This window comes from Paenibacillus sp. JQZ6Y-1, assembly GCF_040719145.1.
In the GTDB taxonomy this organism is placed as follows: domain Bacteria; phylum Bacillota; class Bacilli; order Paenibacillales; family Paenibacillaceae; genus Saccharibacillus; species Saccharibacillus kandeliae.
Map to the genome: position 1 here is coordinate 62,088 of NZ_JBFDUZ010000005.1, position 25,728 is coordinate 87,815.

Here is a 25,728-nt window from a genome sequence, read left to right on the forward strand (position 1 = left end):
GGACAGAAAATGCTAAAAGATTCATTTAAAGAATTTGCAGACGCTATAGCTGTAAACGTACAAAAGCTAACTGTAGATGGAACTGAAACAGAGGAGCAAAGTGATGATTCTGACAAAGACGATCCTAAAATGTTGAGTCGGTATTATCGTATTGTTAATAAATTAAATGATACATACTGGCAAGAAGATGATGATCAAGATCATGGCCATATTATAGGATCTTTAGGCAGAAAGACAGCTATTAAAGGAATTAGTGATATGGATATGCTCTTTGTATTGCCATCTGAAGTAAAAAAAGATTTTGATTCTCGAGAAGGAAATGTCCAGTCTAAGCTGCTGCAGGAAGTCAAAGGGCGAATTAAAGAAATCTATCCAAATACGATTGTACGTGGCGATGGACAAGTTGTTGTTGTTAGTATGAAAAGTGCTAAATGTGAAATTGAAGTCTGTCCAGTTTTTGAACGGACAGATGGAGCTTTTGATTATCCAGACAGCAATGATGGAGGGCGCTGGAAAAAAACGAATCCCATTCCTGAGGCTACAGAGTCGGAAATTATGATCGATCTTACAAATGCTCACTATCAAAATGTTTGTCGAATAATCCGAGCTTGGAAAAACAACAAAGGTTTTAAATTTGGAGGATTGTTAATTGATACGCTAGTGTATAACTTTTTTAAAGATGAGAGATATATACACTATCAGGAATGTGACTTTGATAGTTATTTACAGTTATTTATTGATCTATTTAAATACCTCAAAGATCAAGATGCAAATAAAAAATATTGGTTGGCTTTAGGTAGCCGCCAGCATGTGTATAAAAGCAACAGTAAATTTATTACTCGCGCTAAAAAAGCTTATAATAAACTAAATGGTTGTACGGAGGAAGACGATAATATTTATGAATTGTTACAAGATGTTTTTGGTACCGCTTTCCCAGCACCTACGCTCATAACCAAAACTTCCAGTGCTACGGCTTCTTTCTCCAAATCCTTTAGTAATACCGAAGAATCCATTACAAATATGTTTTCTGTTGATATTCGTTATGAGCTTGAAATTGATTGTGAGGTTGATCTTTCAGGTTATCGTAGAAAATCACTTCGTGAAATGCTTAGAAATACTCTTCAATTGCCTGCAAGAAAAACGTTAACTTTTAAGATTACGTACAATGAGTTTGAAGAAAAATATAAAAAAATACGCGTTGACGATCAGAAAAATTACAACAGTTATCGTGTGTATTGGAAGGTCCTCAATCGAGGATCCGAAGCTAGAAGTAGAGATTGTATCCGAGGGCAGATTCGTTCAGGGAAAGAAACCAAAGTAGAGGTTACTTCTTTCAAGGGCAAGCATATTGTAGAATGTTATATTGTCCATGATAATGTAGTAGTGGCTAAAGATCGTATTTTAGTACCTATTGATCCAAGTGCCATTTAAGTATAGATTTTAAAACACCTTTATCAACAGAAAATGTTAAATTTATTAGAGTAATATCTAACGCTGCATTCTATAAAGAACAGCACCTATGTGTCTATAGGTGCTGTTTCCATTTATATTGTAATCGATATAATATCACTGAGTTTTAGATATACTGCTTCATAGTCACTCGCGTATACGATCAGGACGCAAATTATTTATAATGACCTCTGATTTTGTGTGATCGATTCACCTGTTTTTCAAGTTATCTTAAAATAATTTTTTTTCACACCCAAGCATCATATATAAAGGCTTTTGACTGAAACGATTATAGGGTTCACATAACATAGTCGATACCCCATCACATGAAGCACCTCCAGAATATCCGCCATTTCAAGTTCGCCGACCAAGAGGAATCTGAAACAGACGAATCCGAACAAGCTTATCGCGTACCTGTGGACGTCTCTACACTAGAACCAGCATTCACACCAAGCCCGACTACCGGTTTTTCTTCCGGCTGCTCTTCCTCCACCGTCCGCTGATCCGACAGCAGCAGATTCAGTACAACCGCTGCAATCGAGCCTGTCACGATACCATTTTGCAGCAATGGTTGTAGGAAGCTTGGCATTTGACCGAAAATTGCTGGCAATACTGCCGAACCGACACCAATCGCAATACTGCATGCCACGATCATCAGATTGCGATCATTGCGCAGATTCACTTCCGCCAGAATCGACATACCGGATGCCGCGACTGAACCGAACATCACAACCATCGCTCCACCCAGAACCGCACTTGGAATCACAGTTGTCAGTGCCGCTAGCTTAGGCAGCAGTCCGAGTACGACCATGATGCCGCCCGCTGCGAAGATCACATTACGCGTTTTTACTTTGGTCAGCGAGATCAGACCGACATTTTGTGAGAAAGCAGTATAAGGAAACGCATTGAAAATACCGCCCAGCATAATCGCCAGACCTTCGGAGCGCAGCCCATTCACGATCCGGCGCTGCTCTACCTTTTGCTCGGTTGCTTTACCGACAGCGATATACACGCCTGTCGATTCCACCATGCTAACGATGTTCACGATGATCATCGTCGCAATCGCCACCCAGCTAAACTGTGGTGTACCAAAATAAAACGGCTGAGCCACACGCAGCCAAGACGCTTCCCCTACAGAAGCAAAGCTGACCATACCCATCGCGGAAGCGAGCAGGGTACCAGCTACCAGACCAACCAATACCGAGATCGAACGCAAAAAGCCAGTCGCAAACCGATTCACTAGCAAGATCACGATCAACGTCACTAGCGCCAGCAACAGGTTATGCAGTGCGCCAAAGTCAGCGCTGCCCTGTCCACCAGCTACATTGTTCATCGCTACCGGAATCAACGATAGACCGATAATGGTTACGACGGAACCTGTCACGATTTTCGGGAAAAAGCGCAGCAGCTTACCATATAATGGTGCAGCCAGCACGACGAATATCCCCGAAATAATAATCGCTCCATACGCAGTTGGTAGATTGCTCGTCGATGCAATCGCAATGATCGGACCAACCGCTGTAAACGTACAACCGAGTACAACGGGCAAACCGCTACCAAAATACCGAGTGCTCAGCACTTGCAGCAAGGTTGCCAGACCGCACGTGAACATATCCGCCGCGATCAGATACGCAAGCTGCTCCGCTGTCAGATGCAGTGCATTCCCGATAATCAGCGGTACCGCGATCGCTCCAGCATACATCGCCATCACATGCTGCAACCCCAGCGACAACACTTTACCCCTATTCATTCTATTTTCCATTGAACTGAACCCCTTTTTCGTAAATGTAAAATATGGTATTTCCCTTGTTGCATTCGGCTACGCTGTGTAAGTATGCTTATCGTAGCTTCAAAATCAGAGCATGTAATTCATTTTGCGATCAATTTCATATGAAGCATAAGTTTTATGTCTATTTTTGTGCATTGGAATATTTTGGTGTAAATAAACATTACATATATAGAGCGTAATTATACGTATGGTGATAATCGCAGTGTATTCCTGTCATCGTTGATTCGAGTTACGTTAGATAGCTATGCTTTCACGGCTACTGGAACGAGCGGCTGTTCATCAATAAACTCCACATGCCCTGGCGACATTGCCGAGATGCGCGCCAGCGATTGTACGGCAATATGGCGTTGCTCTAGCAAGCCGCGTCCTTCCTGAAAGGTCTTCTCAATCACACAGCCTACACCAACCAGATGCGCACCTGCCTGCTCCACAATATCCGCCAGTCCGACTAACGCCGCACCTGTTGCCAAAAAGTCATCCACGATCAGCACACGCTCGCCGGGCTGCAAATAATCCTGCACAATGCTCACCTGATACGTCTCGCCGCGCGTAAAGGAATGTACAGATGCCGCATAGACGCGGTCGCCCTGCGTAATCGCCTTTTTCTTTTTCGCATAAACAAACGGTACATGTAGTGCGATCCCTGTTGCCATCGCGAACTGAATGCCGCTTGCTTCAATTGTTAGAACCTTAGTAATCTGCTCGTGCGCGAACAGTCTGGCAAATTCCTGCCCAATCGCTACCGCTAGCTGTGTATCCACCTGATGATTCAAAAACGAATCGACCTTCAGCACACGGTCGGACAGGATATTGCCTTCCGCCTGTATGCGTTGCTCCAATACTTTCATATCTATCTCTCTCCTCGGTTTGGTATGCGGGGAAACCTATCGTTTCCAAGTGAAACATGCCGTAAAAAACAAAAAAGACAGGTCACCTGAGTTCGTTCCTCAAGTGAAGCCTGTCTGTAGGATTGTTCCAATACAGAATGCCAAAAAAGGCATTCCCGACTGCTGCCGTACGCAAATACAACGGCAGCAGCCAGCACGTTCTTCACTCATAGTCGGACAATTGCAGTGGTCGTCCGGTAGAAACTCCTGGGCCTTATTCCCAATATTATATGAGTGTCACGACAGCATAATGCCAGATGGATTGTCCAGTTTCCGCATGTCGCTTTATGAAATTATATATGTATACTACACGCATTCATGTTAGCTTTCAAGGATAATTTTCATATTTTCATAGATGAGAATGAATGCTGACTTTTTACTGTTATATCGATTCAAATAAAAAAGTTGCGATTTATTAATCTTCTAATCAATAATCTTTCTTATGCTATTTTTAGAATTTAGTATTCTAATTTTCTATCTTATAGACATATGATTAAACACTACTACTTGTAAACTTTTACTTAAAAAATCTATTTTATGTGTACATTTATAATATTCTCATTATGAAAAGGTAAATTAAGTGAAACGTGTAGTGGATTCCGCAAAAAACCTGTTCAGCATTATTGATTCGCATTCTGCACATTACATAGATAAAACTTCACTTGTTGATCTTGGGAACATATTGGATTGTATATTAAAGCAAAACACCCATCCGCACTTTCTGGCAGATGGGTGTTTTGCATTTCACTTTGTACATAGATTGTTTTAACAATATATACCTTTTCTCCTTACACCTTCACCTCAGCACGCCGTGAACGTAGCTTAATCCCCGTCACCAATCCAACACCGAGCAGGATAATCAGCAAACCGAGCAGCATCCCTAGCGACAACGGCTCATCCAGAAACATCCAGCCCCAGAAAATGCCGAACACGGGAACGAGAAACGTTACACTCAGCGTCTTCACTGCTCCCACACTAATAATCAGGCGGAAATACAGCAGGTAGCCGAGCGAAGTAGACAACAGCGCCAATGCCAGTACCGACCAGATGACCGATACGGATGGAAGTTGAGTCGGTAGGAAGAACAGCGCTATCGGCAGCAGCAATAGTCCAGCTGCCAGCTGCTGTCCAATCGCCAGATTTAGCGGCTGCTCCCCTTTAAATGCACGCCCCGAGTAGATGCCGCCAACTCCATAAAAGAGCGCCGCTCCTAGCGACATGGCTATCGCACCTATAGTACCGGTGCTGCCAGCATGTGCATTCCAACTGACGAGTACGATCACACCTGTTAAACCGAGCAGCAAACCAGCGATTTTGCGCGCAGTCAGTGGTTCCTTCATCCATACATAGGCGATGATCGCGGTAAACAGCGGTGTCATCGAATTCAAAATGGCTGCCAGCGAAGCATTCATGCTGAGTTCTGCACCAGCAATTAGGCAAAAGGGAATCGCAGCATTACATGCGCCAAGTATGAGGTATTGCTTCCATTTATGTAACAATTGAGGTCGTTTGCGTAGCAACAACGCATATAGCAGCAGTGCCAGCCCAGCGATGAGCACGCGCAGATCGATGAGTACGAGTGGACCTAGCACTGGCACAGCTACGCGCATAAATAAAAATGACGCTCCCCACATTGCTGCCAGCAATATGAGCATTAGGGTATCTTTTGCTTTCATCTGTTTCGCTCCTTATCTGTAGAGGCTTATCAATATCTTCTATCTCCATTATATCGTGTATGCCAATAGGATACCGCCAAAAAACAGGCAGCACATTCAGAACGATGCTTGGACATGCCACTCCAGCACTACAACACAAAAAAGCGAAGCGTACGGCTGTAAGCCGCATCCACTTCGCTATCCTATGTAGCCCTACTACAAAATAGAATGGAATCACTCTCATCTTCCCATACAGATAGGGCGATTTATCGTCCCTGTGCTCACCTGCTTTATGCTAATAACGATACTTGTCCTTATTTCGATTCTACCTAAACAAAAACTACATAAACTACACAATACCTCGGATCTCTTCCAGCGATTCGATTCGTTGTTCGCGCAGCCATTGTTCCAATCCCTGCACGAACAGCTCTCCTGCTCGCAGATGGGTAAAGTTGTGCGTGCCAATCTGCACAGCCTGTGCACCTGCCATGATGAATTCGATCATATCCTCTACCGAAGCGATACCGCCCATACCGACGACCGGAATGTGTACCGCATGTGCCACCTGATGCACCATACGCAGGGCAATGGGCTTAATGGCTGGACCCGATAAACCCGCATACAGATTGTCAAACGCACTGCGGCGTCGATGAATATCGATCTTCATAGCGGAAAAGGTATTAATCAGTGAGACGGCATCTGCTCCCTCCTGCTCACACATTTGCGCCATCTGCACAATATTTTGTGCATTGGGCGATAGCTTGATCATGAGTGGGATGTGCGTGACTTCTCGTACCGCACGTACGATAGGGCGTGCCATCTCCGTATCGACGCCGAACTGGATACCGCCTTCTTTGACATTGGGGCAGGAAATGTTTAGCTCAATCATCTCCACACCGCGCTTCTCTATCTGGATGCGCCGCTTGCTATCCTCGCTGATCAATCGGGCGCCTTCCACGTATTCCTCTGCATTTGCTCCGCCCAGATTGGCGATAATGCACGGTCCGAGCGTCGCCATCTGTTCCAGCTCATGATGTAGAAAATGCGCGATGCCCGGATTTTCCAAACCTACGCTGTTCAGCATACCTGAAGCTGTCTCCTGCAAACGGCAGCCTCGATTGCCTGATCGGGGATGTAGCGTCAGCCCTTTGCCAGAAATGCCTCCAAGCACACCGACATCGTACAATTTTGCATATTCTTGTCCAAAGCCAAACGTACCGGATGCCATAATAACAGGATTATTTAGAGACACCGCGCCTATTTTACAATGAAGCAAGCTCACGCCACAGCACCTCCCCTGCTGGAAATACTGGTCCTTCTTGACAAGTCCGACGATTGCCGTGGGCAGTTTGAACGGTACAGCCAAGACAAGCACCAATACCGCAAGCCATCCGCTTTTCGATAGAGATATACAATTGCGAATGCGTACATTGGTCTGCTAGTGCCTTTAGCATTCCTGTCGGTCCACATGCCATCACAGTATCGTAGCGATCCGACTGTACATACTCCAAAATGCTGCGCGTGGGATGGCTCATGACCTGAATCTGCTGCGGAGTCGCTGCTGCTTGACGATATTTTTCCACGGCAAACGGCTCTCCGGTATACCCAAGAAATACGTCGGCATGGCGGTAATTTTGCAATACCGGTAGTAACGGTGCCACACCCATGCCTCCGCCAACCAGTGCCATTCGTCCGGGCTGTGCCAGCTGTGGAAATCCGTTGCCAAAAGGACCTTCCAGCAGCACCTGCTGCCCTATATCCAATTCGGCTAGCAATGCCGTCCCTCTTCCATGTACCCGATACAAAAAGGTAATCGTCTCTTCGCTCCGGTCATGGATACTAATTGGGCGTGACAATAACGGATACCGATCTCCACGGTATCCGTCGTCACAGCGCAGCATATAAAATTGTCCCATCTCTCCGTCATAAGTTCCGGCAACGGTCATCCGGTAAATATCGTCAATCAGCCGTATATTGCTCACAATCTGTCCCATTTTCATCCGCCCCCTTTAACCGCCATCTATCATAGCAGGCGAGGCAGATATAGGTTGTAATTCTTCTCACAATAGAATGGGAAAAGAGGCAACATTGGCATTCGATATCATCGCTATCTTTGGTGTGCCATTGAGTGCTTCCTATACTCCTGTACACTTCTGCATGCCATACATACTTCTATATGCCTTTATACATATGGATCTACAGGGAATCGTTCGGCATCACGAATCCATCTCTTACCGCACCAACCAGTGTACAAATGCGGGCATCATCACATACAGCCCGAGAACGCCGAGGATGATCAGCAGCATAATGGTGAAATGAATCCGGCGGTGCATCACCAGCACTGCAATATATTCACGAATAAATGCCCCCGGCAAATAATACGGGGCGGTATGTGTACCGATTCCATCGCCATGAATCCCCGCAATACGGGCATAGATGCCTGCGCGGAATACGTGAAAATTGTTGGTCACAAATACACAGCTATACGAGCGTCCCTGCATAATCTCTTCAATCAGCATACGCGAATAGCGCATGTTTTGCAGCGTGTTGGTAGAGCGATCTTCCACAATGATATGGTTATCCGGGATGTCATACTCTAGCAAATACAGCCGCATCGCTGCCGCTTCGGACACTAGCTCATCTGCCCCTTGCCCACCGGAAACGACGATCATCGGCGCTTTGCCCAATTGCTGTTGCTGACGATACAACTTAATGCCGCCATCGAGTCGGCTGGCAAGCAAAGGCGGCACTCGGTCCTTGATCAGTCCACTGCCAAGTACGATCACATAATCGGTCAGATAGCCCGGTCGGTGAATATTGTATAATAGCGACGAGACAAGATAGCAGATCACGAGAAAGCCAAAATAAATCATATACAGCTCCAGTACAACTACAGGCAATTGCAGCCAGCGTACTGGTGGTACGATCAATGTGAGAACAGGTACAACTACAATCCCGATCCCAACAACGACGGGCAGCAGATTGCGCAGCTTCCATCCTTCTTTACTCAGCAAAATGCGTCCGTTGTATACCAGCCCAATCGCTACACCAAGCAGCAGTACTGGCGACATCAGCAGCACGATCAATAATAGAAAAATACTAGCATATTGCCAGAATCCTTGCAGATTACTGACTACGTACAACGCCACGCCGAATAGCAATGCCAGCAGACCGCTTGTTAAATACACACCATTTTGCAGGCGTCTACGGTCGACTGCATAGCTAATGCCGAACAGTGTCAGCAGGATGGCAGCCAATCCCAGTATATACATTTTCGTTTCTCCCCTATTCCATATCATCTCTCGCTATGTCTTTGTCGTTTCTATTCGACAGCCTTTTCGCTGTCGGTTGTTAGGTGTCTCATGTAGAGGATGCTCTGCTTTCATACTACCACGTTGACAGCAAATATAACCTTACAACAATGTAAGCCACACGTAAGCCAAATCGATCCCACTTCCAACCTATCCGCGATAAGATGAACACATCCAAACACGCGGAAGGAAGTTGATGAAATTGAAAAAATGGATTATTGCATTATCGTTGGTTGCTGTAGCAGGTGTCGCTGCTTTGAGCTTTGGCATGTATCACTTGATGTCTGATCGTGATCGCGCCAAAATGAATCCTTTTGTGCAGGAGCAATACAGTTATGTACAAATAGATAACTCTGCTATTCCCGCAAACATCAAGGATGAAGATACAGTCGAGTACACATTACCCGCTTGGAGCGAAAACGGAACCGTGCAAAACACAAGCTTTATGGGAATGAAAAAATTGCGCGAAGGCGCATATGTACAGCTGATCTCCAAAGGCGGCTATATCGACTCCTACAAGGAAGTCACCGCCGACCAGCTACCTGAAACAGTACGTCAGCATATAACGGAAGATTCCAGCAGCAAGGAAGCCACAAGCAAGAATATGACTAGCAATACCTCTGCTCCATAAGATAACACCCGTTATACTCGCGTAGCTTGCCCTGCGCATGTTTATCCCACTCGGAATCCACTTCGGGTGGGTTTTCTATGTCATAATAAATCATACATCCGACATGATATACCTAAACAAATGGTATGTCGTGAACTTGGACTTCTTCACTGTGACGGAATCTTCTTTTTTATATTGATACCATCAAATCTATACCATCCCATAGGAGACGATAACTATGCAGAAAATTATGATCGTGGAGGATGACCGCAAAATCGCTGGTCTGCTGCAAGCTCATATTGAGCGATATGGCTTCGAGGTGGTGGTCACCGAGCATTTCGACCGTGTATTGGAACAGTTTCAACAGATCAAGCCCGATCTGGTGTTGCTGGATGTGAATTTGCCTAGCTATGACGGGTATTATTGGTGCCGTCAGATTCGCAGTCACTCCATCTGCCCCGTGCTGTTTATCTCGGCACGCGCCGGAGAAATGGACCAGATTATGGCACTTGAAAATGGTGCCGACGACTACATTACCAAACCATTTGATTACGGCATTGTGATGGCGAAGATTCGCAGCCAATTGCGCCGCGCGTACGGCGAATACGCTACGCGCCAAGAGGAACGGTTGGTGCAAAAGCTTGGCTTGACGCTATACCCAGAGCGATTGGAACTGACCTATAACGAACACACCATTCCACTCACCAAAAAGGAAGCAGATATTATCGAAAGTCTGCTGGAACGTCATCCGCGCGTTGCCAGTCGCGAGGCACTGCTGGAAAAGCTATGGGATGATCAGAACTTTGTCGATGAGAATACGCTTAACGTCAATATTACCCGTGTCCGCAAAAAATTGCAGGAGCTGGGCTTGGAGCAGGCGGTGGAGACTGTGCGTGGGATCGGCTACCGCTTGCAGATTGACGATGGCAGCGAAGCGGGGCGTGACAACGTATGAAGCTATTTTTCCGTGAATATCGGTTGCTGCTGTTGATGCAATGCCTTATTTTGTTTGGTGCGCTGAGCATTTACTGGCTGGATGGCTACCATCATTTGCTGCCAGCGCTCTATTCGGTCTTTCTAGGATTGTTTGTGACGGCTCTATATTTGACATATCAGTATATCAGTCGGCGGCAATATTATCGTGTGCTCAGTCAGCCGTTATCCTCGCCAGAGGATCTATTGCTGCGTACTGATCAGACGCCGATTGGCGAAGCATTGCAGACGTTGCTGCGTCATCAGTATCGATATTATCATGAGCAGCTGGATAAGAATCGACGCGAGCAGCAAGAGCATCTGACTTTTATGGATCAATGGGTGCATCAGATGAAGACACCACTGGCAGTGATCGAATTGACGGTACAGCAGGTGGACGAGCCAGAATTTGCTAGTATTCGCGAGGAATTGGAGCAGATGCGTGCCAATCTGAATATGGTGCTGTATATGGCGCGGCTGCGCAACTTTCAGCAGGATTTTCATATCAAATCGCTGTCGCTATCACGGATCATTAGCGAAGTGGTGCATGACCACAAGCGCTCCTTTATCCGCAACGGCGTGTATCCAGAGGTGAAGGAGACTGATGGCGAGCTGGTCGTAGAATCGGACGAGAAGTGGCTCTTTTTTATGTTATCTCAAATTATGCTAAATGCGGTCAAATACTCATCTGGCAGCGGGCAAAAGGTGCATGTCACTTCCTTTATCCGTGCAGGGCAGGCGGTCGTACAAATTCGCGATCATGGTGTCGGCATTCCGGCGGCGGATCTGAATCGGGTATTTGATGCCTTTTTCACCGGAGAAAATGGGCGGCATTTCCGCGAATCGACTGGCATGGGACTGTATTTGACGCAGGAAGCAGCCAAACGATTGGATCATCAGCTGGAGCTGGAATCGACACCGGGCGAGGGTACTACAGTACGCATCGTTTTTCCTTCGTATCAACAGCGTGTACCTGCCAGTGCACAACAAGCGGACAACCTTACAACAGTGTAAGGTACATGAAAGGCAATTCGATAGTTGCACATTCCCCTCTCTTCTATACTGGGATTATAACGTTCCGCTCGCTTGGAACTCACCCATTACTTTTGAAACCCACAGGGAGGATTGACTTATGCTGCAAGTAAACCGAGTCAGCAAGGTATATGAAGGCAAAGTGTCATACAAGGCGCTGACCGATATTCAATTTACAATTCAGGATGGCGAATTCGTCGGCATTATGGGACCGTCCGGCAGTGGCAAAACAACGCTACTCAATATGATTGCTACGATCGATCAACCGACAACGGGCGATATTCTGATCGGTGGACGCAATATCAATACGATGCGCAAAAATGAGCTGGCACAATTTCGACGTCGTGAATTGGGATTCGTGTTTCAGGACTTCAATCTGCTGCATACGCTGACGGTTGAGGAGAATATCGTGCTGCCGCTCACGTTGGACGGACGTCCGGTACGCGAGATGAAGGAAAAGGCAGCTGTGATTGCCGAGCGGCTGGGCATCAGCAGTATTATGAACAAGCGCACCTTTGAAATCTCCGGTGGTCAGGCACAGCGGACAGCGATTGCCCGCTCAATGATTCATTCCCCGCAATTGCTACTGGCAGATGAACCGACGGGTAACCTCGATTCCAAGTCAGCACGCGATGTGATGGAGATGCTGGAGCAGATCAATCGGGAAGAGCAGAAAACGATGATGCTCGTGACACATGATGCGGTCGCTGCCAGCTATTGCAGTCGGGTAATCTTTATCCGCGATGGTCATCTGTACAGCGAGATTCATCGCGGAGACAATCGACAGGCATTTTTCCAGAAAATCATTGATACGCTGTCGTTGTTAGGGGGGCATTCCAGTGACATTTCGTCAATTCGCGTTTAATAACGTCCTCCGCAACAAACGACTGTACGCCGCTTATTTTCTGAGCAGCATGTTCACGGTGATGATCTTCTTCACCTTTGCTATTTTCGCCTATCATCCGGCGATGAGCGGTAGTGATGTGAATCATAATGCGCAGGTTGCCCTATCCACATCCAAATGGCTGATCTACGCCTTCTCGTTCTTTTTCGTGCTGTACTCGATGGGCTCCTTCCTGAAGACACGCAAGCGGGAATTTGGACTGCTAATGCTACAAGGTATGTCGCCCGGTCAGCTACGTCGGATGGTATTTACGGAAAATATGCTGATCGGCTTTGGCGCTACGATTGGCGGCATTGCATTGGGTCTTGTCTTTGCCAAAGCGATTTTGTTAATCGGGGAAAATGTACTCGTACTGAGTCAGCGACTGAGTTTCTACGTACCGATACAGGCGATTGGATTGACTGTATTGTCCTTCATGCTGCTGTTCATGCTCATCTCGCTGTTCATCTCTACTGTACTGCGCAGTGGTACGCTCATTCAGCTCATCCGCAGCAATCGCGCTGGCAAAAGCGAACCGCGTGCATCCATGCTGCTGTCCTTGGTCGTGGTCATCCTGCTCGCCTTGGGTTACGGGCTTGCGCTAGTGGTCACTACGAATATAGCGTTGCAATTGCTGCTGCCGATCGTGCTTATGGTCAGTATCGCTACGTACCTGTTATTCACGCAGCTCAGCGTATATATTATTCGTGCCATGAAGCAGCGAAAACAACTGTTTTGGCGTAAAACGAATATGCTGCTGTTTTCCGATCTGTCATATCGGATGAAGGATAATGCACGGACATTCTTTCTCGTCGCTATGGTATCGACAGTGGCATTCTGCGCTATCGGAACCTTGTACGGTCTACAATCCACCTTCTACAAAAATGTCATTGATACCACTGATTATGACATCACGTATTATTCTGAAACAGGAGGCAAGCAGAGCGCCAATCATGCTCAAATGATCTCCGATCAATTAAAGGCCAACGGAATCGCTACCACTTCACTGGATGCTACATTGAATCGATACGCATTCAAGGATGGGCAAGGCAATGTGACGGTACTCAGTGTCAGCGAATTCAATCGTCTTCTGCAAACATTTGGACAGGAAGCGATTCAAGTAAATGGTCATGACGCTGCCCTGATTACATCCAATGCTGAAAATGAAAAAACGTTGAAGCTGAGTAACCGTGTGTTGGAAACGAATAGCGGTATCGCGGTACAAACGACACGTCCCATCGTCTCCCAAGTCATACCTGACACCACCGTAACACTCGTTATTGCAGATAAGCTGTATGCACAGCTAGGCAAGCCACAATCCAGTGAACAGGTATACGCATGGCAAACCGATGCCAGCAAAGATCAGCTACTGCAAGCAGCCAAACAGATTACAGAACGACTTCCGCAAGCGGATGCCGATGCTTATTTAAGTATCCCTGAGGTCACGCTGTATCAACTTCAGAGCCTGTATGGGATCGCACTGTTTATTGGTTTGTTTATCGGAGTTGTATTCTTCGTCTCGGCTGGTAGCTTCCTCTATTTCCGACTGTATAGCGATCTGGATGATGACAAGGAGAAATTCCGCGCAATCGCCAAGCTTGGTTTGACCGACCGCGAATTGAATCAAGTGTTAACGCGCCAGATTGCGTTATTGTTCTTCGCCCCTATCGTCGTTGCGCTTGTTCATGGAGCGATTGCACTGACCACACTATCGCATCTTCTGGAACGATCGTTAGTACAGGAATCGGCAATAGTACTCGGTATTTTCTTCATCATTCAACTGGTGTATTTCTTCATCGTACGCTTCTTCTATATCAAGCAAATACGCTCTGCCCTGCGTTAAAACGAGTAAGGATCACTCACAGCAATGCAAGCAGATTACTATAAAACCATACAAAAAAAGGCGTCTCCTTTAGAATGGAAGACGCCTTTTTTGTATGGTTTTGATTATGCTATGTTCGCACAGATTGGCATAAGACTACTTCGGCTCGCCTAACCATTGTTCGCCAAACAGCGGAGTTGTACTTTAACCTTCCGTCGAATATGTAGATTCGGCTGATGTACTCTCCGTATTGCCAGCAGTTCCACCATCTCTAAATTTCACATGAATCTGCACAATTTCGGAACGGGTGCCGATACGCAGCGGGCTTCCCCAGAATCCGAAGCCAGATGTAACGATGGAATGCAGCTGCCCCTTTTGCAGATAGCCCCAGTCATTCTCAAAAATACGGTGAGTAATGAGCGAGAACGGTGCCATCTGTCCGCGATGGGTATGACCGGATACGACCAGATCAGTGCCTAGCTTCTGCTCTGCATCCAGTTCATACGGCTGATGATCCAGCACGATGACCGGATGCGCATGATCCACTTCCTCTAGCAGCTTGCCCAGCTCGGTACGCGGCAGATCGCTATGATCGCGACGACCAACCAGAGTGATGCCATTATCCAGCACGACAGATTCGTCGTATAGTACATTCAAATGGCTCTCATTCAATACGTCCACCAGATCGACACCTTTTTCAAAACGATCATGGTTGCCGAGTGAAGAATAGACGGGTGCTTGGAAGCCTTTGAGAATCTCTGGAATCTTGGTCTTGGTGTAATACAACAGATTGTCGTCCATGATGTCACCGGGTATTAGAATCAGATCAGGCTTGAGCGCATTGACCCGTTCTACCAGCCTGCGGGCATGACTTTCATTAGACAACGCCCCAAAGTGCATATCCGAAGCCATTACAATATTCATCTCGGACGGACCGTTGACCGGCTTATCAATGGCAATATTGTAGCTTCGCACCACTGGGCTGTAGGCGTTATACATACCCACCGCAAAGGTCGCAATAAAAGCAGCAATGGATACCCAGCCTGCCCACATGACAATCGTGGACATGGACCACGGCGTTAGACGCAGCACTAACAGCACCAAGTTCATTACCGGCAACCAGAGTACGCAGAAATAAATAAGAGCAACCCAGACAGCGCCAATCCATTTAAATGCGCTGACTTCCTGTTGCCAAAAGCCGAGAAAAATCGAGTACGCCAAAATCAGGAGTACAATGACCCAAATGTAGCGCGGTAACATGTGCTGCGGAAACAGCGTCGCCAGCCATACCCAACCATTCCAACCGATGTAGAGCAATAGCAGATGATACACAATAATAACAACGATTCCTATCCACACAGTCGGTATCTCCCATCTGAGCGTTTCTTTGAATGCAATCGTATCAACAGTCTTTTAGATTTGCAAGCATTGACAGCTCATATCCCTAGTATATAACGTAGGCAAGCAATGTACCAAACGTAACGGAGATAAATAAAGTAAGCGCGTCTGTAGAGAATAGAGCTGTGATAATTACAGATAGCTGTAGAAGAAATGATTGTAGTCAAATAGAGACAAAGATATATACGAAATATGCATATTTTACGTATTTACATCATTTTTATCTTATTGCTTACTAAAGGAAAAATCCAAACTATCGTTTCAATACAATGATAGGATACGCATGTTTACAGAAGCACTTTTATACGCTTCTTTTGTATATTTAAATGTATAAATGTGTAATTATCGGTACTTATGTAGCGAAAATAATTGCTTAAAAACGTGTATTTTCTATTTCTTTTATCACTCATATACGATAAAATACACGTAAATACATAATAATATTCTTATTTAACATTCCTTTACTTCATTCCACCTGGAGGCGTACCTATGAATGAATTACTTGATCCTAAAAATGACTTTCTGTTTAAACGTATCTTTGGCAGTGAAGAAAACAAAGACGTGCTGCTTGCGTTTTTGAATCGTACGTTTACCCATGCTGGTAAGCCACCGCTTTGTGAAATTATTTTGCTCAACTCGTATACGGATAAAGATTCACCGCTCGATAAGCAGTCTATCTTTGATATTCACGCGCGTACGGCTGACAGTCAACTAATCAATATTGAGATGCAGTTGTTTAACAATTATGATATGGAAAAGCGCACATTGTATTATTGGAGCAAGCTGTATTCCAGCCAGTTGTTTGAGGGCAATGCGTACAAACAATTACGCAAATGTGTTACCATCAATGTACTGGATTATTCCTTTTTGCCAAATGAGCAGTATCATAATGTGTTCCGACTGAGTGAAGATGCCAGCGGAATTCATTTAACAGACGATATGGAGTTGCATTTTCTAGAATTGCCCAAGCTGGGCGGGAGCACTCTCGCCGATCAACAGGGCGGATTGATGAACTGGCTGCTTTTTCTGAAATATACGGATTCCGTAAACTGGGAGGAATTAGCGATGAACGAGCCACAATTGAAAAAAGCGATGAATACGTTGGAATTTCTGAGTCAGGATCAACAGGCACGCATGGAATATGAATCTCGTCAAAAGGCATTACGCGATGAAATTTCTCGTCAAGAATATGCACGGGATCGTGGGCTGGAAGAAGGGCGTAAGGAAGGGATTCAACAGGGGATTGAGCAGGGTATCGAACAAACGAAGCTAGACACGGCTCGCAAAATGCTGGCAATGGGATTACCAGCCGACATAATTGCCGAAGCGACTGGATTGTCGCAGCAGCAGATTCAGGATTTGCGTGCTCAAGGAGAGTCACCCACTTCATCCTAACAAGATGATCATATCAATAACAAAGGACGACTCTGATCAATAGAGTCGTCCTTTTTGTCGCTATCGCACATAAGCAGCGGATTAACCGCCGACTTTGATCTCCAGCAGCTCGTAATGGAATGTACCCATTGGCGCTTCAAAGGTAATCTTGTCGCCTGCTTGATGTCCCATCAGTGCTTTGCCCAGTGGGCTTTCGTAGGACAGTTTGTTATTGGACAGATCGGCTTCTGCCGGACCTACCAGCTGGTATTCGAGTACTTCATCAAATTCAATATCCTTCAATACAGCAACCGAGCCGAGCACGACGCGGGATGTGTCGATATTGGTTGCACTGATGACGCGCGAGTTACGCAGCATGCGCTCTAGTGTCAGAATGCGGGTTTCCATAAACGCCTGATCTTCCTTGGCGGAATGATATTCGCTATTTTCCTTCAGATCGCCATAACTGATTGCAGTTTTCAGGCGAGCAGCCAGTTCCTGACGGCGCGGACCCTTCAACTCTTTCAATTCTTCTTCCAGTTTGGCGAGACCTTCTGGGGTCAAAATTACTTCTTCATTTTCGTTTGCCATTTACTCTCAACTCCTTATGTTCCATTATACCTTACCCGCGTCCATTTTCCCCGTTTTCGTACAAAATTAAATCCTTGTCCTGTTATATTTCCGACGATAACACTACGTATACCTTACGAAACGCCGATTTCATGGCAAAAAGGGCGAAAAAACAGGTGATTTTGCAGATGTACACATGATTTTCACCGAATAATGAGCAAATGCCACTTTTTGCTCTTGCTCATATAACATTTATATTATATTCTGTTGGTTCGTCCGTTTGCAGGAGGTGTAAGTACATTCCAAAACATAACCTGACGATCATCTAGAAGCAGATGGCTCAAGAGCGTTTGTCATCTTCAGACGCAAGGTGTGACACAAAGCGATGTTACGCAAGTAAATATCTTACCGCACCTATGGAAGGCTGTCGTGCGGTCTTTTGCTGTCTGCTCTGGAACAACTCCAGCTACAACGACATCAAGGAGGTTCAACGTGTCTAATATTACCAAGCAAGAAATCGTGGATAGCGTTCCACAGCGCGGCTTTTTCGGTCATCCGCGCGGACTGTTCACTCTGTTTTTCACTGAATTTTGGGAGCGTTTTTCCTATTATGGGATGAGAGCGATCCTGCTTTATTACATGTACTATTCCATTAGCCAAGGCGGTCTTGGTATTGACGAAACGACTGCTACGGCGATTATGTCCATTTATGGATCGCTGGTGTACATGTCCGGTATCATCGGCGGCTGGTTGGCTGACCGTATATTCGGTACATCCAGAGCTGTCTTTTTCGGTGGCATACTCATTATGCTTGGGCATATCGTGCTTGCTATACCGGGGGGTGCCAGTCTGCTGTTCACCTCGATGGCACTGATCGTGCTTGGTACTGGCTTGCTAAAACCGAACGTATCTACCATTGTAGGTGAAATGTATAGTGAACAAGATAATCGCCGAGATGCCGGATTTAGTATTTTCTATATGGGGATCAACTTAGGCGGCTTCCTTGCTCCACTGATCGTCGGTACGATTGGAATGAATATTAACTTCCACTTTGGCTTTAGTTTGGCGGCAATCGGGATGTTTATCGGTCTGCTCGTGTTTATCTTTACTCGTAAAGGTAGTCTCGGACTCGCCGGTACTATCGTGCCGAATCCGATGAACCCGCAGGAGCGGAAAAAGGTCTTCTCTATCCTTGCTGTCGGTGCGATTGTGATTGCAGTCATTGCGGCGCTAGCGATTTCGATGGGCTGGCTGACACTGGAATCGTTCGTACTCGTCGTTGCTGTACTGGGCGTATTGATTCCGATTTGCTATTTTGTCGTGATGTATCGCAGTCCGAAAACGACGGATGTAGAGCGTTCACGCCTAACCGCATATATTCCGCTATTTATCGCTTCGGTCATGTTCTGGTCGATCCAAGAGCAAGGCTCAACGATTCTGGCACGATTCGCTGATAAGCGTACACAGCTTGATTTTATGGGCATTCATATTTCGCCCGCATGGTTCCAATCACTGAATCCGCTGTTTATTATTGTGCTGGCTCCCGTATTTGCTTGGTTCTGGCTAAAGCTTGGTGATCGTCAGCCATCGATTCCACGCAAATTCGCTTTTGGTATTTTGTTCGCGGGTCTGTCGTTCCTCGTGATTCTGCTGCCTGCTTACTTTGGCGGTGAAAATGCCTTGGTCAGCCCAATCTGGCTCGTACTGAGTTACTTTATCGTCGTGCTCGGTGAGCTGTGTCTGTCACCGGTTGGTCTATCTGCGACAACCAAGCTGGCTCCAGCAGCATTCTCTGCTCAAACGATGAGTCTCTGGTTCCTGTCAAACGCGGCAGCACAAGCGGTCAACGCTGTACTCGCCAACTTCTATCATGAAGAAACCGAGATGATCTACTTTGGCGTTATCGGGGGTCTGGCGATTCTGCTCGGTATTGTGCTGTTCGCCCTTTCACCGAAGATTCAGGGTTATATGAAGGGTGTAAAATAGCACGCTGCTTCTTTGATCAGCTGCTGTAAACGGCAATTAGCATAAAAATGTACACCAAAAAAGGATGGGTCCAACGCATAATGATGCGAAGACCCATCCTTTTGTATATTCTTCTGCAACATACATCGCAGTTGATGCCACGCTACACCAGCTCATGATACATCTATTGAAACGCATATATGCTAAATGGAATGGATCTGGCTTATACCATTCCCGTACTTCAACCGAAGCGCTTCGTTTTGTACCAGCTGGTTTTGCGACCGGTGAAAATATCCACCAGCAGCGAGTAAAATGCTTTGATCGAGATAATCAGGAACAGCTGCGCATACGTGAAATAGGAAATGCACGATAATACAAAATTCTGCGTATTGCTCTGCCCAATATCCGATGCCAGCGCCAGATTGATCTGCAATACATAAATGTAATACATCAGCGCCCACGAAATGACGAGATAAATATATACGTCGCCAACAAACTGGAACGGTGACACTACATTCGGATTGAACAGCGCGATGATCTGATACACAATATTTGCGATAAAGATAATATCCGAAACGATAATGGCGATCATAAACCAGAAGTAGCTTGCTGCATAATACAACACCTGAATCTTGATCCGCCAACTCGAGCCGTTGAACAGATGATGAATATTATCCAGAATGACGCGGTAATTCCCCTTCGACCAACGCTGACGCTGACTCATATATACGCTCAGCTGCTCCGGTTCCTGCTGATACGCTTCTGCCTGTGGTGCGAGCGCAATCAGCTTGCCGCGGGTCAAAATATCAAATGTAATCGCCGTATCCTCCGTAATCGCATCTGGGTCCCAGCCGCCGATATCCTGAATCAGTGCAGTTTTGACGATAAAATTGGTGCCGGGAATGGTGCCGACTTTGAACAGCTCCCACAGCCCGGTGTGATGCACACGCTGAATGGTCACCAGCTCCAAGTTGATACAACGCGACAGGAAGTTTTGCCCACGGTTACGTGCCTTGTTGCGTCCAAATACAGCGCCGTATCGTCTTGGCTTCTCCAGTGCTTTTTGCACCAAAAACATGAGTGCATTCTTCTCTGGAGCAGCGTCGGCATCGTATACGCAGATCCATTCACCCTTCGTATGCTTGAGCGCTTCATTCAATGCGCCAGATTTGCCGCCTGTGCCTGTACGGTCGATAATCATAAAGTCACGGTGCGCGTACTCTGGGCGCGCTTTTAGCCGATTCAGCGATTCGACCGTGCCGTCGGAGCAGTTGTCCGCGATAACGATCACCTGTACTTTGTAATCGGGGTAATTCATATTCAAAATATGCTCGGTCGTAATGCCGACCACAATCTCTTCATTATGCGCCGGTACCATAACGGTGACAGTCGGGTAATGTTCCATCGTTTCTGGGATGACGATGCCCGTTTTATTTTGCCGATTCATAAAACGGATCGCGCCTGCCATGATGACGATCGCTTCCAGCACTGCAATCCAGATGCTGATGATCGAGAATATCAGTATGCCATCTGCCATGTGCTTATCCCCGCCCCCGTTTATATTTGCGATTGACATGGCTGCGAAACCGCAGTGTTGCTATTGTCAGAATTAAGATGGCAACGCCGAACATTGCACTCACAACAATACATAAAGGTATAAACCAACTGGTATATGCCATATTTCATCTTCTCCCAATCTTCATTTTGAACCGGATCAGATGTATTCACCAATCAGGTCTGTTTCCGTATTGCGTTCCAGTGCGGCGATGACACCGTCTAGACTTTCGTATTTTTCAAATTGTTCCGCGTGGAACACCAATGCGCCTGAGCGAACGACGAGCTGTAGCTCCTGTGCTGACAAATCTGGAAAATACACATCCATCATTGCATCGCGAATCCGGCGCGTCAGCGGCTGCAAATAATCCTTGTCCGTCATCGGGCAAATAATAATAAACCGTCCATTGTCGATCGCAAATTTGTAATCCTCAAAACGAATTTGCTTCTGAATCGTATCTGACAGTAGCAACAGCAATCGTGCGTAGCCTGCTGAACCGACCGATTCGCGCACTAGCGGCAGAAATTCAATCTTGAACATAGCGATGCAGAAATTGTACCGATCTGCATACCGCCGCGCCAGATTCGAGTGCTTAATCAATGCTTCATTCAGCGCTGCCTTATTGCCGAGTGTCGTATCAATATCCAGCTGCGGCGTCACATCTTGCAGCTCTTCCAACCGTTCTGCCAGTCGACGGTCACCGATGAGACTAAGCTTAATCAGCGCTCCCACCAGCACATTCGCCGGAACGAGGAAAAAATTAAAAAAGACGATCGGATTCAGCGGTGCATAGGTGACCATCCAAACAAAATAACTAACCATAAATATAAAAATAAATACGACCGAAATGCCCCGTGGCAGCCATAAGCCTGCTGCCAGTCCAACCAGCGATCCGACGACAATGCCCAGCTCAAGCGCACCAAAGTGCTGGTTCAAATATACATTCCAGAAAACAACCAGCTGCTGGATTACCGCAATGGCAATCAATAGCGAATAGCCGACCAACGTGCGGCGTACCGGTATACGATTTTTCATCCGTTCTCTTCCTTTTCTCCGTGTTTTAGCGTGTATGCTGCAATGACGTTTCGGCGAGTAGTGCCTGCAAATCGTCAAAAGCATGTGTATTTCCATCCGATACATAGCCGCCTGCATATGGGCCTTCTGCCGTTCGGAAGGCAATCATCCGCGTGTACAGCTGCTCTGCCCACTCTCGGTCATCCATTTGCAAGGCCAGTAGAATGGCGAGCCCATACACAGCAGGCGATTCATAATTGACCGCCCGCGTATGGTCAGCCGCGTGATAGCGTCCATATAGCTTGCCGTCCTGTTGAAACTGCTGCTTCATAAAGTTCACCAGTGCTTTCGGTGGCTGCTTCAATTCTGTCAAATGCAGCCCAATGATCAGCTGGTCGATCAGATTCACCTCTTGGTCATACTTGTAGGTGCCTTTTGTCACATCATACAACCGCGGGTAAAATAGTCCATCGTTTGGAATCTGGCGCAATAATTGCAAATGCTTGTCCACCTGTGCGGCAGTTGCCAGTCCATACTTCTGCATCTGCTCCAACGCAACCGTATCGATATACGTCAAACTCAGCTGGTCGGCAGAAGTGTCATGCTGAAAATCATGGTAATCCACCAGATACCCGTTGTTCAGTCCGTCCTGCCAAAGCGTGTCGGTAATGATTTTGGCGGTATCTAGATATTGCGGCTGCTTCCAGCGCTCATACGCATCCAGCAGCGCGCCAACGATACGCAGATCGTCGCCCAATGCGTAGGTGTTCACCCGTGATGTGCCATCCTCCTCTAGCTTCCAACGAATATAATGCTGAGGAGAGATAAAATAGGTCGTTAACAGCTTATATGTCTCGTCAAATGAAGTCTCGTTATCCTGCAACAGATTGTACTGCATCCACAGCCCCACCGATTCAGACAAAGCTTCCCGCCCAGCTACCACATTAGGATCAGTAGACGTTTCCGGTTGTAAATAGGAAGATATCGTGCCGTTGGCGTTACGCATATAATTGTCCATGAATTGTGCAGTTGAAGGGATATTGGATGTCATCGTATAACGCACCATGAAAAAGATCGCCATTCCTAGTACCACGGCAGCAATGATTACCAACGTAATCGTTCGCCTCCGGCGTAATCTCGCTGTGCGCATGCCTTCCTCCTCTACAAACAAAAAAAATGTCGAATTTAGTCTTAATATATAATCCAATTGTACTGATTTTTGGACTTTTATCCTACCCCTATTTGATAATAATTTTTATTTCCAAATTAGGGCTTCCAAATGGGAAAGCGAATCTCAAATCGTGTCCCCTTTCCGATTGCACTTGTGACCTCGATATGCCCCTGATGCGCCAAAACAATTTCTCTAGCAATCGCCATTCCCAGCCCCGTGCCACTGGAATCTGCTGTATTGGCTCCTCTATAATATCGTTCAAATAATCGCTCTTGTTCTTCTTCATTCATGCCAATGCCATCATCCGCAATATCTACTACTGCATGCTGCTCATCGGTATAGATACGAATATGAATGCGTGTATCCGCAGGATTATGCTTAATGCAGTTCATGATGATATTCTCAAATGCCCTCTTCAAATAGTTCTCGTCACCCTCAACCTCGATATGGGCGGGCTTGTGCTCAAACTCAAAATGCTTTTGTTTCGCTTCTTCTAGACTAGTCAGCGCAATTGTCGTCTCTCTCAATACCTCGACTAGCTCCACCTTCTCTTTCCGAAACACAAAGCCATTATTTTGCAAACGGAAGCTCAGGTTAAAATCTTCAATCAAATATTCCATATACTCAATTCTGTGTTGCATCTTATCTGAAAAGGAGCGCACCTGATCAGACTCCCAATGATGATCAGGAGATGCCAGCAATACAGCATATCCTTTGACGACGGATAATGGCGTTTTTAAGTCATGTGATACACCAGTCATCCATTCCTCGCGTGTTTGCTCTAGCTTTTCTCTTTCGGTTTTGTTCTTTTTTAACGTGTCGGTTAATGCTTCAAGTGCTTGCAGCAATTCTGTATACGTTTTGAAGCCAGATTTTAGACGCCCTCTGGCAGAGCGACTGTTCACCTGATTCTTTTTGTTGCGTGGCTCCTGATACACACCTGCTGCTAGATTTTCGATCCACGATACGACGTGCAGCAGCGGTGCGCCAAAGCGTTTCCCAAAATAAACGGCAATGATACAGCCGGAAACGATCATGAATACGATCCAAAGATTGTTTGCCACCAAAAACATCCAGTTTTCATTTTGTATGCGCTCGCCTAAGATCCACGTCAGCTGACGATTATCCAATGACGCATACCACGTAGACAGATGGTATCCGCTTTTCGCGGGATACATGTAATTGGAGACGAGCAAGCCCGGCGTATACTTGGCAGGAATGGATGCAGGGCGTTGAAATCCGAATATTTCGTTTCCGTCCTCGTCCAGAATTTGCAGCCATAACCCCTGTGCTGCCGCCGCTTGAAGCGCGGCAGCGTCTACCTGCACCGTACCCTCTTTCCATGAGGTAGCGCGCACAATATCAGTGATTGGCAGCGAAGTGCTGGCTTGCTTCTGACTAAAAAACGTGCTCAATAACACGATACATATGAATAAAAGAGCAATCCAACAGATCAGCAGCAAAAATAAGCGAGATACAAAATGGTATGCAATTCGATTTCTTAATCGGGTCATAGGTTTGTTCCATTCTGAGGAATATCAAGAATGTAGCCAAGACCTCGAACCGTTTTTAGATATACAGGCTGACTCGGATTGTCTTCAATCTTCTCGCGCAAGCGTCTCATATGCACCATAACTGTGCTATCGCCGCCGTAATATTCGCCCCACACTTCACGGTATAGTTTCTGCTTGCTGATGAGCTGATTCGGTCGATGGCAAAAATATAACAACAGCTTGAACTCCTGCGCTGGACACTCCACTTGCTGTCCGTTCACGATCAGCTTACCGCTATGCTCCTCAACTTTAAAATGACCATAATCAAAGGTGACAGGTGCTTCCTGCTTGTATGTAACCATTCCCGAACGCTTCAAATGTGCCTTAATTCGCGCAGCAACTTCGAGTTGATTAAACGGTTTGGTAATATAGTCATCCCCGCCAAAGCTGAATCCTTGCAGCTTGTCGAGATCGGAATTCTTGGCAGTCAAAAATAAAACAGGTGCATCGGTGAACGAGCGAATCCGGTTGCACAATGTGAAGCCGTCCATATCCGGTAGCATCACATCCAGAACGATTAACTGCGGCGCTTGCTGCTGCACCAGACGGATCGCTTGCTGTCCGTCAGAAGCAAACAATATATGCTGAAAGCCTTCTTTTTCCAGCGTGATCTTGATTAATTCCAAAATATGCGGATCATCATCCACAATCAAAAGATACGGTTGATTCATACCTGTATCCCTTCCTTTCCCACTTAAAGATATTTTTTTACTTTTTT

The 25,728-nt window shown here is 46.2% G+C and carries 21 protein-coding genes and 1 riboswitch; of the genes, 8 read left to right on the forward strand and 13 right to left on the reverse strand.

From position 1 onward, the window contains the following. Nucleotides 1-9: 9 nt before the first annotated feature. Nucleotides 10-1,431 carry a nucleotide-binding domain-containing protein gene (locus ABXR35_RS20375; protein WP_367063889.1) on the forward strand — a complete coding sequence of 474 codons (1,422 nt, stop codon included), beginning with the start codon at nucleotides 10-12 and terminating at the stop codon, nucleotides 1,429-1,431. Nucleotides 1,432-1,852: 421 nt separating this feature from the next. Here the strand turns inward: ABXR35_RS20375 and ABXR35_RS20380 are convergent, their stop codons facing one another. The 6 genes from ABXR35_RS20380 to ABXR35_RS20405 all read right to left on the reverse strand — a co-directional run bounded on the left by ABXR35_RS20380 (nucleotide 1,853) and on the right by ABXR35_RS20405 (nucleotide 9,052). After that, nucleotides 1,853-3,211 carry a nucleobase:cation symporter-2 family protein gene (locus ABXR35_RS20380; protein ID WP_367063890.1) on the reverse strand — a complete coding sequence of 453 codons (1,359 nt, stop codon included), beginning with the start codon at nucleotides 3,209-3,211 and terminating at the stop codon, nucleotides 1,853-1,855. Nucleotides 3,212-3,480: 269 nt separating this feature from the next. Further along, nucleotides 3,481-4,086: a xanthine phosphoribosyltransferase gene (locus tag ABXR35_RS20385; RefSeq protein WP_367063891.1), complete on the reverse strand. Its 606-nt coding sequence runs from the start codon at nucleotides 4,084-4,086 to the stop codon at nucleotides 3,481-3,483. A gap of 189 nt (nucleotides 4,087-4,275) precedes the next feature. After that, nucleotides 4,276-4,379: riboswitch (purine riboswitch) on the reverse strand. A 534-nt stretch (nucleotides 4,380-4,913) separates the two neighbouring features. After that, a complete protein-coding gene (locus tag ABXR35_RS20390; RefSeq protein ID WP_367063892.1) occupies nucleotides 4,914-5,801 on the reverse strand; it encodes a DMT family transporter in 888 nt (295 codons plus the stop codon). Nucleotides 5,802-6,129: 328 nt separating this feature from the next. Continuing rightward, the gene (locus ABXR35_RS20395; RefSeq protein WP_436669398.1) at nucleotides 6,130-7,062 is read right to left on the reverse strand and encodes a dihydroorotate dehydrogenase; all 933 of its coding nucleotides are present in this window, start codon (nucleotides 7,060-7,062) and stop codon (nucleotides 6,130-6,132) included. After that, nucleotides 7,043-7,774 carry a dihydroorotate dehydrogenase electron transfer subunit gene (locus ABXR35_RS20400; RefSeq protein WP_367063893.1) on the reverse strand — a complete coding sequence of 244 codons (732 nt, stop codon included), beginning with the start codon at nucleotides 7,772-7,774 and terminating at the stop codon, nucleotides 7,043-7,045. The genes ABXR35_RS20395 and ABXR35_RS20400 overlap by 20 nt, the downstream gene beginning before the upstream one ends. A gap of 237 nt (nucleotides 7,775-8,011) precedes the next feature. Further along, complete coding sequence (locus ABXR35_RS20405; RefSeq protein WP_367063894.1) at nucleotides 8,012-9,052, reverse strand: YdcF family protein; 1,041 nt, start codon at nucleotides 9,050-9,052, stop codon at nucleotides 8,012-8,014. 235 nt (nucleotides 9,053-9,287) lie between these two features. Here ABXR35_RS20405 and ABXR35_RS20410 point away from each other — a divergent pair, with 235 nt between their 5' ends. The 5 genes from ABXR35_RS20410 (at nucleotide 9,288) to ABXR35_RS20430 (ending at nucleotide 14,431) form a co-directional block, all read left to right on the forward strand. Next, nucleotides 9,288-9,722 carry a YxeA family protein gene (locus tag ABXR35_RS20410; RefSeq protein ID WP_367063895.1) on the forward strand — a complete coding sequence of 145 codons (435 nt, stop codon included), beginning with the start codon at nucleotides 9,288-9,290 and terminating at the stop codon, nucleotides 9,720-9,722. Between the two features lie 217 nt (nucleotides 9,723-9,939). Continuing rightward, the gene (locus tag ABXR35_RS20415; protein ID WP_367063896.1) at nucleotides 9,940-10,656 is read left to right on the forward strand and encodes a response regulator transcription factor; all 717 of its coding nucleotides are present in this window, start codon (nucleotides 9,940-9,942) and stop codon (nucleotides 10,654-10,656) included. After that, on the forward strand, nucleotides 10,653-11,687 hold the full coding sequence (locus tag ABXR35_RS20420; RefSeq protein ID WP_367063897.1) for a sensor histidine kinase: 1,035 nt from the start codon (nucleotides 10,653-10,655) through the stop codon (nucleotides 11,685-11,687). Before ABXR35_RS20415 ends, ABXR35_RS20420 begins: the two co-directional genes overlap by 4 nt. Before the next feature lie 118 nt (nucleotides 11,688-11,805). Beyond that, nucleotides 11,806-12,570 carry an ABC transporter ATP-binding protein gene (locus ABXR35_RS20425; RefSeq protein WP_367063898.1) on the forward strand — a complete coding sequence of 255 codons (765 nt, stop codon included), beginning with the start codon at nucleotides 11,806-11,808 and terminating at the stop codon, nucleotides 12,568-12,570. Further along, the gene (locus tag ABXR35_RS20430; RefSeq protein WP_367063899.1) at nucleotides 12,545-14,431 is read left to right on the forward strand and encodes an FtsX-like permease family protein; all 1,887 of its coding nucleotides are present in this window, start codon (nucleotides 12,545-12,547) and stop codon (nucleotides 14,429-14,431) included. Before ABXR35_RS20425 ends, ABXR35_RS20430 begins: the two co-directional genes overlap by 26 nt. Before the next feature lie 183 nt (nucleotides 14,432-14,614). Here the strand turns inward: ABXR35_RS20430 and ABXR35_RS20435 are convergent, their stop codons facing one another. Next, nucleotides 14,615-15,769 carry a metallophosphoesterase gene (locus ABXR35_RS20435; RefSeq protein ID WP_367063900.1) on the reverse strand — a complete coding sequence of 385 codons (1,155 nt, stop codon included), beginning with the start codon at nucleotides 15,767-15,769 and terminating at the stop codon, nucleotides 14,615-14,617. A 528-nt stretch (nucleotides 15,770-16,297) separates the two neighbouring features. On the opposite strand from ABXR35_RS20435, the gene ABXR35_RS20440 reads away from it, so the two are divergent. Further along, on the forward strand, nucleotides 16,298-17,203 hold the full coding sequence (locus ABXR35_RS20440) for an Rpn family recombination-promoting nuclease/putative transposase (protein ID WP_367063901.1): 906 nt from the start codon (nucleotides 16,298-16,300) through the stop codon (nucleotides 17,201-17,203). An 81-nt stretch (nucleotides 17,204-17,284) separates the two neighbouring features. Here the strand turns inward: ABXR35_RS20440 and greA are convergent, their stop codons facing one another. Beyond that, on the reverse strand, nucleotides 17,285-17,773 hold the full coding sequence (gene greA, locus ABXR35_RS20445) for a transcription elongation factor GreA (protein WP_367063902.1): 489 nt from the start codon (nucleotides 17,771-17,773) through the stop codon (nucleotides 17,285-17,287). Between the two features lie 471 nt (nucleotides 17,774-18,244). Between greA and ABXR35_RS20450 the strand changes: the two genes are divergently transcribed. Continuing rightward, a complete protein-coding gene (locus ABXR35_RS20450) occupies nucleotides 18,245-19,738 on the forward strand; it encodes a peptide MFS transporter (RefSeq protein WP_367063903.1) in 1,494 nt (497 codons plus the stop codon). A gap of 220 nt (nucleotides 19,739-19,958) precedes the next feature. On the opposite strand, the gene ABXR35_RS20455 is transcribed toward ABXR35_RS20450, so the two are convergent. The 5 genes from ABXR35_RS20455 to ABXR35_RS20475 all read right to left on the reverse strand — a co-directional run bounded on the left by ABXR35_RS20455 (nucleotide 19,959) and on the right by ABXR35_RS20475 (nucleotide 25,681). After that, the gene (locus ABXR35_RS20455; RefSeq protein WP_367063904.1) at nucleotides 19,959-21,254 is read right to left on the reverse strand and encodes a glycosyltransferase family 2 protein; all 1,296 of its coding nucleotides are present in this window, start codon (nucleotides 21,252-21,254) and stop codon (nucleotides 19,959-19,961) included. A 177-nt stretch (nucleotides 21,255-21,431) separates the two neighbouring features. After that, nucleotides 21,432-22,307 (reverse strand): diguanylate cyclase domain-containing protein, encoded by an 876-nt coding sequence (locus ABXR35_RS20460; RefSeq protein ID WP_367063905.1) that lies wholly within the window; start codon nucleotides 22,305-22,307, stop codon nucleotides 21,432-21,434. A 25-nt stretch (nucleotides 22,308-22,332) separates the two neighbouring features. Beyond that, on the reverse strand, nucleotides 22,333-23,436 hold the full coding sequence (locus ABXR35_RS20465; RefSeq protein ID WP_367063906.1) for a glycosyl hydrolase: 1,104 nt from the start codon (nucleotides 23,434-23,436) through the stop codon (nucleotides 22,333-22,335). A gap of 116 nt (nucleotides 23,437-23,552) precedes the next feature. Further along, nucleotides 23,553-24,878, reverse strand: coding sequence for an ATP-binding protein (locus tag ABXR35_RS20470; protein WP_367064122.1), 1,326 nt, complete (start codon nucleotides 24,876-24,878; stop codon nucleotides 23,553-23,555). Nucleotides 24,879-24,967: 89 nt separating this feature from the next. Next, entirely contained in the window at nucleotides 24,968-25,681 is a 714-nt protein-coding gene (locus ABXR35_RS20475) for a response regulator transcription factor (RefSeq protein ID WP_367063907.1), read from the reverse strand. Nucleotides 25,682-25,728 lie beyond the last annotated feature (47 nt).

Coding starts and splice junctions, on each gene's coding strand:
- ABXR35_RS20375 (WP_367063889.1), top strand. CDS start 10: ATGCTAAAAGATTCATTTAAAGAATTTGCAGACGCTATAGCTGTAAAC.
- ABXR35_RS20380 (WP_367063890.1), bottom strand. CDS start 3,211: ATGGAAAATAGAATGAATAGGGGTAAAGTGTTGTCGCTGGGGTTGCAG.
- ABXR35_RS20385 (WP_367063891.1), bottom strand. CDS start 4,086: ATGAAAGTATTGGAGCAACGCATACAGGCGGAAGGCAATATCCTGTCC.
- ABXR35_RS20390 (WP_367063892.1), bottom strand. CDS start 5,801: ATGAAAGCAAAAGATACCCTAATGCTCATATTGCTGGCAGCAATGTGG.
- ABXR35_RS20400 (WP_367063893.1), bottom strand. CDS start 7,774: ATGGGACAGATTGTGAGCAATATACGGCTGATTGACGATATTTACCGG.
- ABXR35_RS20405 (WP_367063894.1), bottom strand. CDS start 9,052: ATGTATATACTGGGATTGGCTGCCATCCTGCTGACACTGTTCGGCATT.
- ABXR35_RS20410 (WP_367063895.1), top strand. CDS start 9,288: ATGAAATTGAAAAAATGGATTATTGCATTATCGTTGGTTGCTGTAGCA.
- ABXR35_RS20415 (WP_367063896.1), top strand. CDS start 9,940: ATGCAGAAAATTATGATCGTGGAGGATGACCGCAAAATCGCTGGTCTG.
- ABXR35_RS20420 (WP_367063897.1), top strand. CDS start 10,653: ATGAAGCTATTTTTCCGTGAATATCGGTTGCTGCTGTTGATGCAATGC.
- ABXR35_RS20425 (WP_367063898.1), top strand. CDS start 11,806: ATGCTGCAAGTAAACCGAGTCAGCAAGGTATATGAAGGCAAAGTGTCA.
- ABXR35_RS20440 (WP_367063901.1), top strand. CDS start 16,298: ATGAATGAATTACTTGATCCTAAAAATGACTTTCTGTTTAAACGTATC.
- greA (WP_367063902.1), bottom strand. CDS start 17,773: ATGGCAAACGAAAATGAAGAAGTAATTTTGACCCCAGAAGGTCTCGCC.
- ABXR35_RS20455 (WP_367063904.1), bottom strand. CDS start 21,254: ATGGCAGATGGCATACTGATATTCTCGATCATCAGCATCTGGATTGCA.
- ABXR35_RS20460 (WP_367063905.1), bottom strand. CDS start 22,307: ATGAAAAATCGTATACCGGTACGCCGCACGTTGGTCGGCTATTCGCTA.
- ABXR35_RS20465 (WP_367063906.1), bottom strand. CDS start 23,436: ATGCGCACAGCGAGATTACGCCGGAGGCGAACGATTACGTTGGTAATC.
- ABXR35_RS20475 (WP_367063907.1), bottom strand. CDS start 25,681: ATGAATCAACCGTATCTTTTGATTGTGGATGATGATCCGCATATTTTG.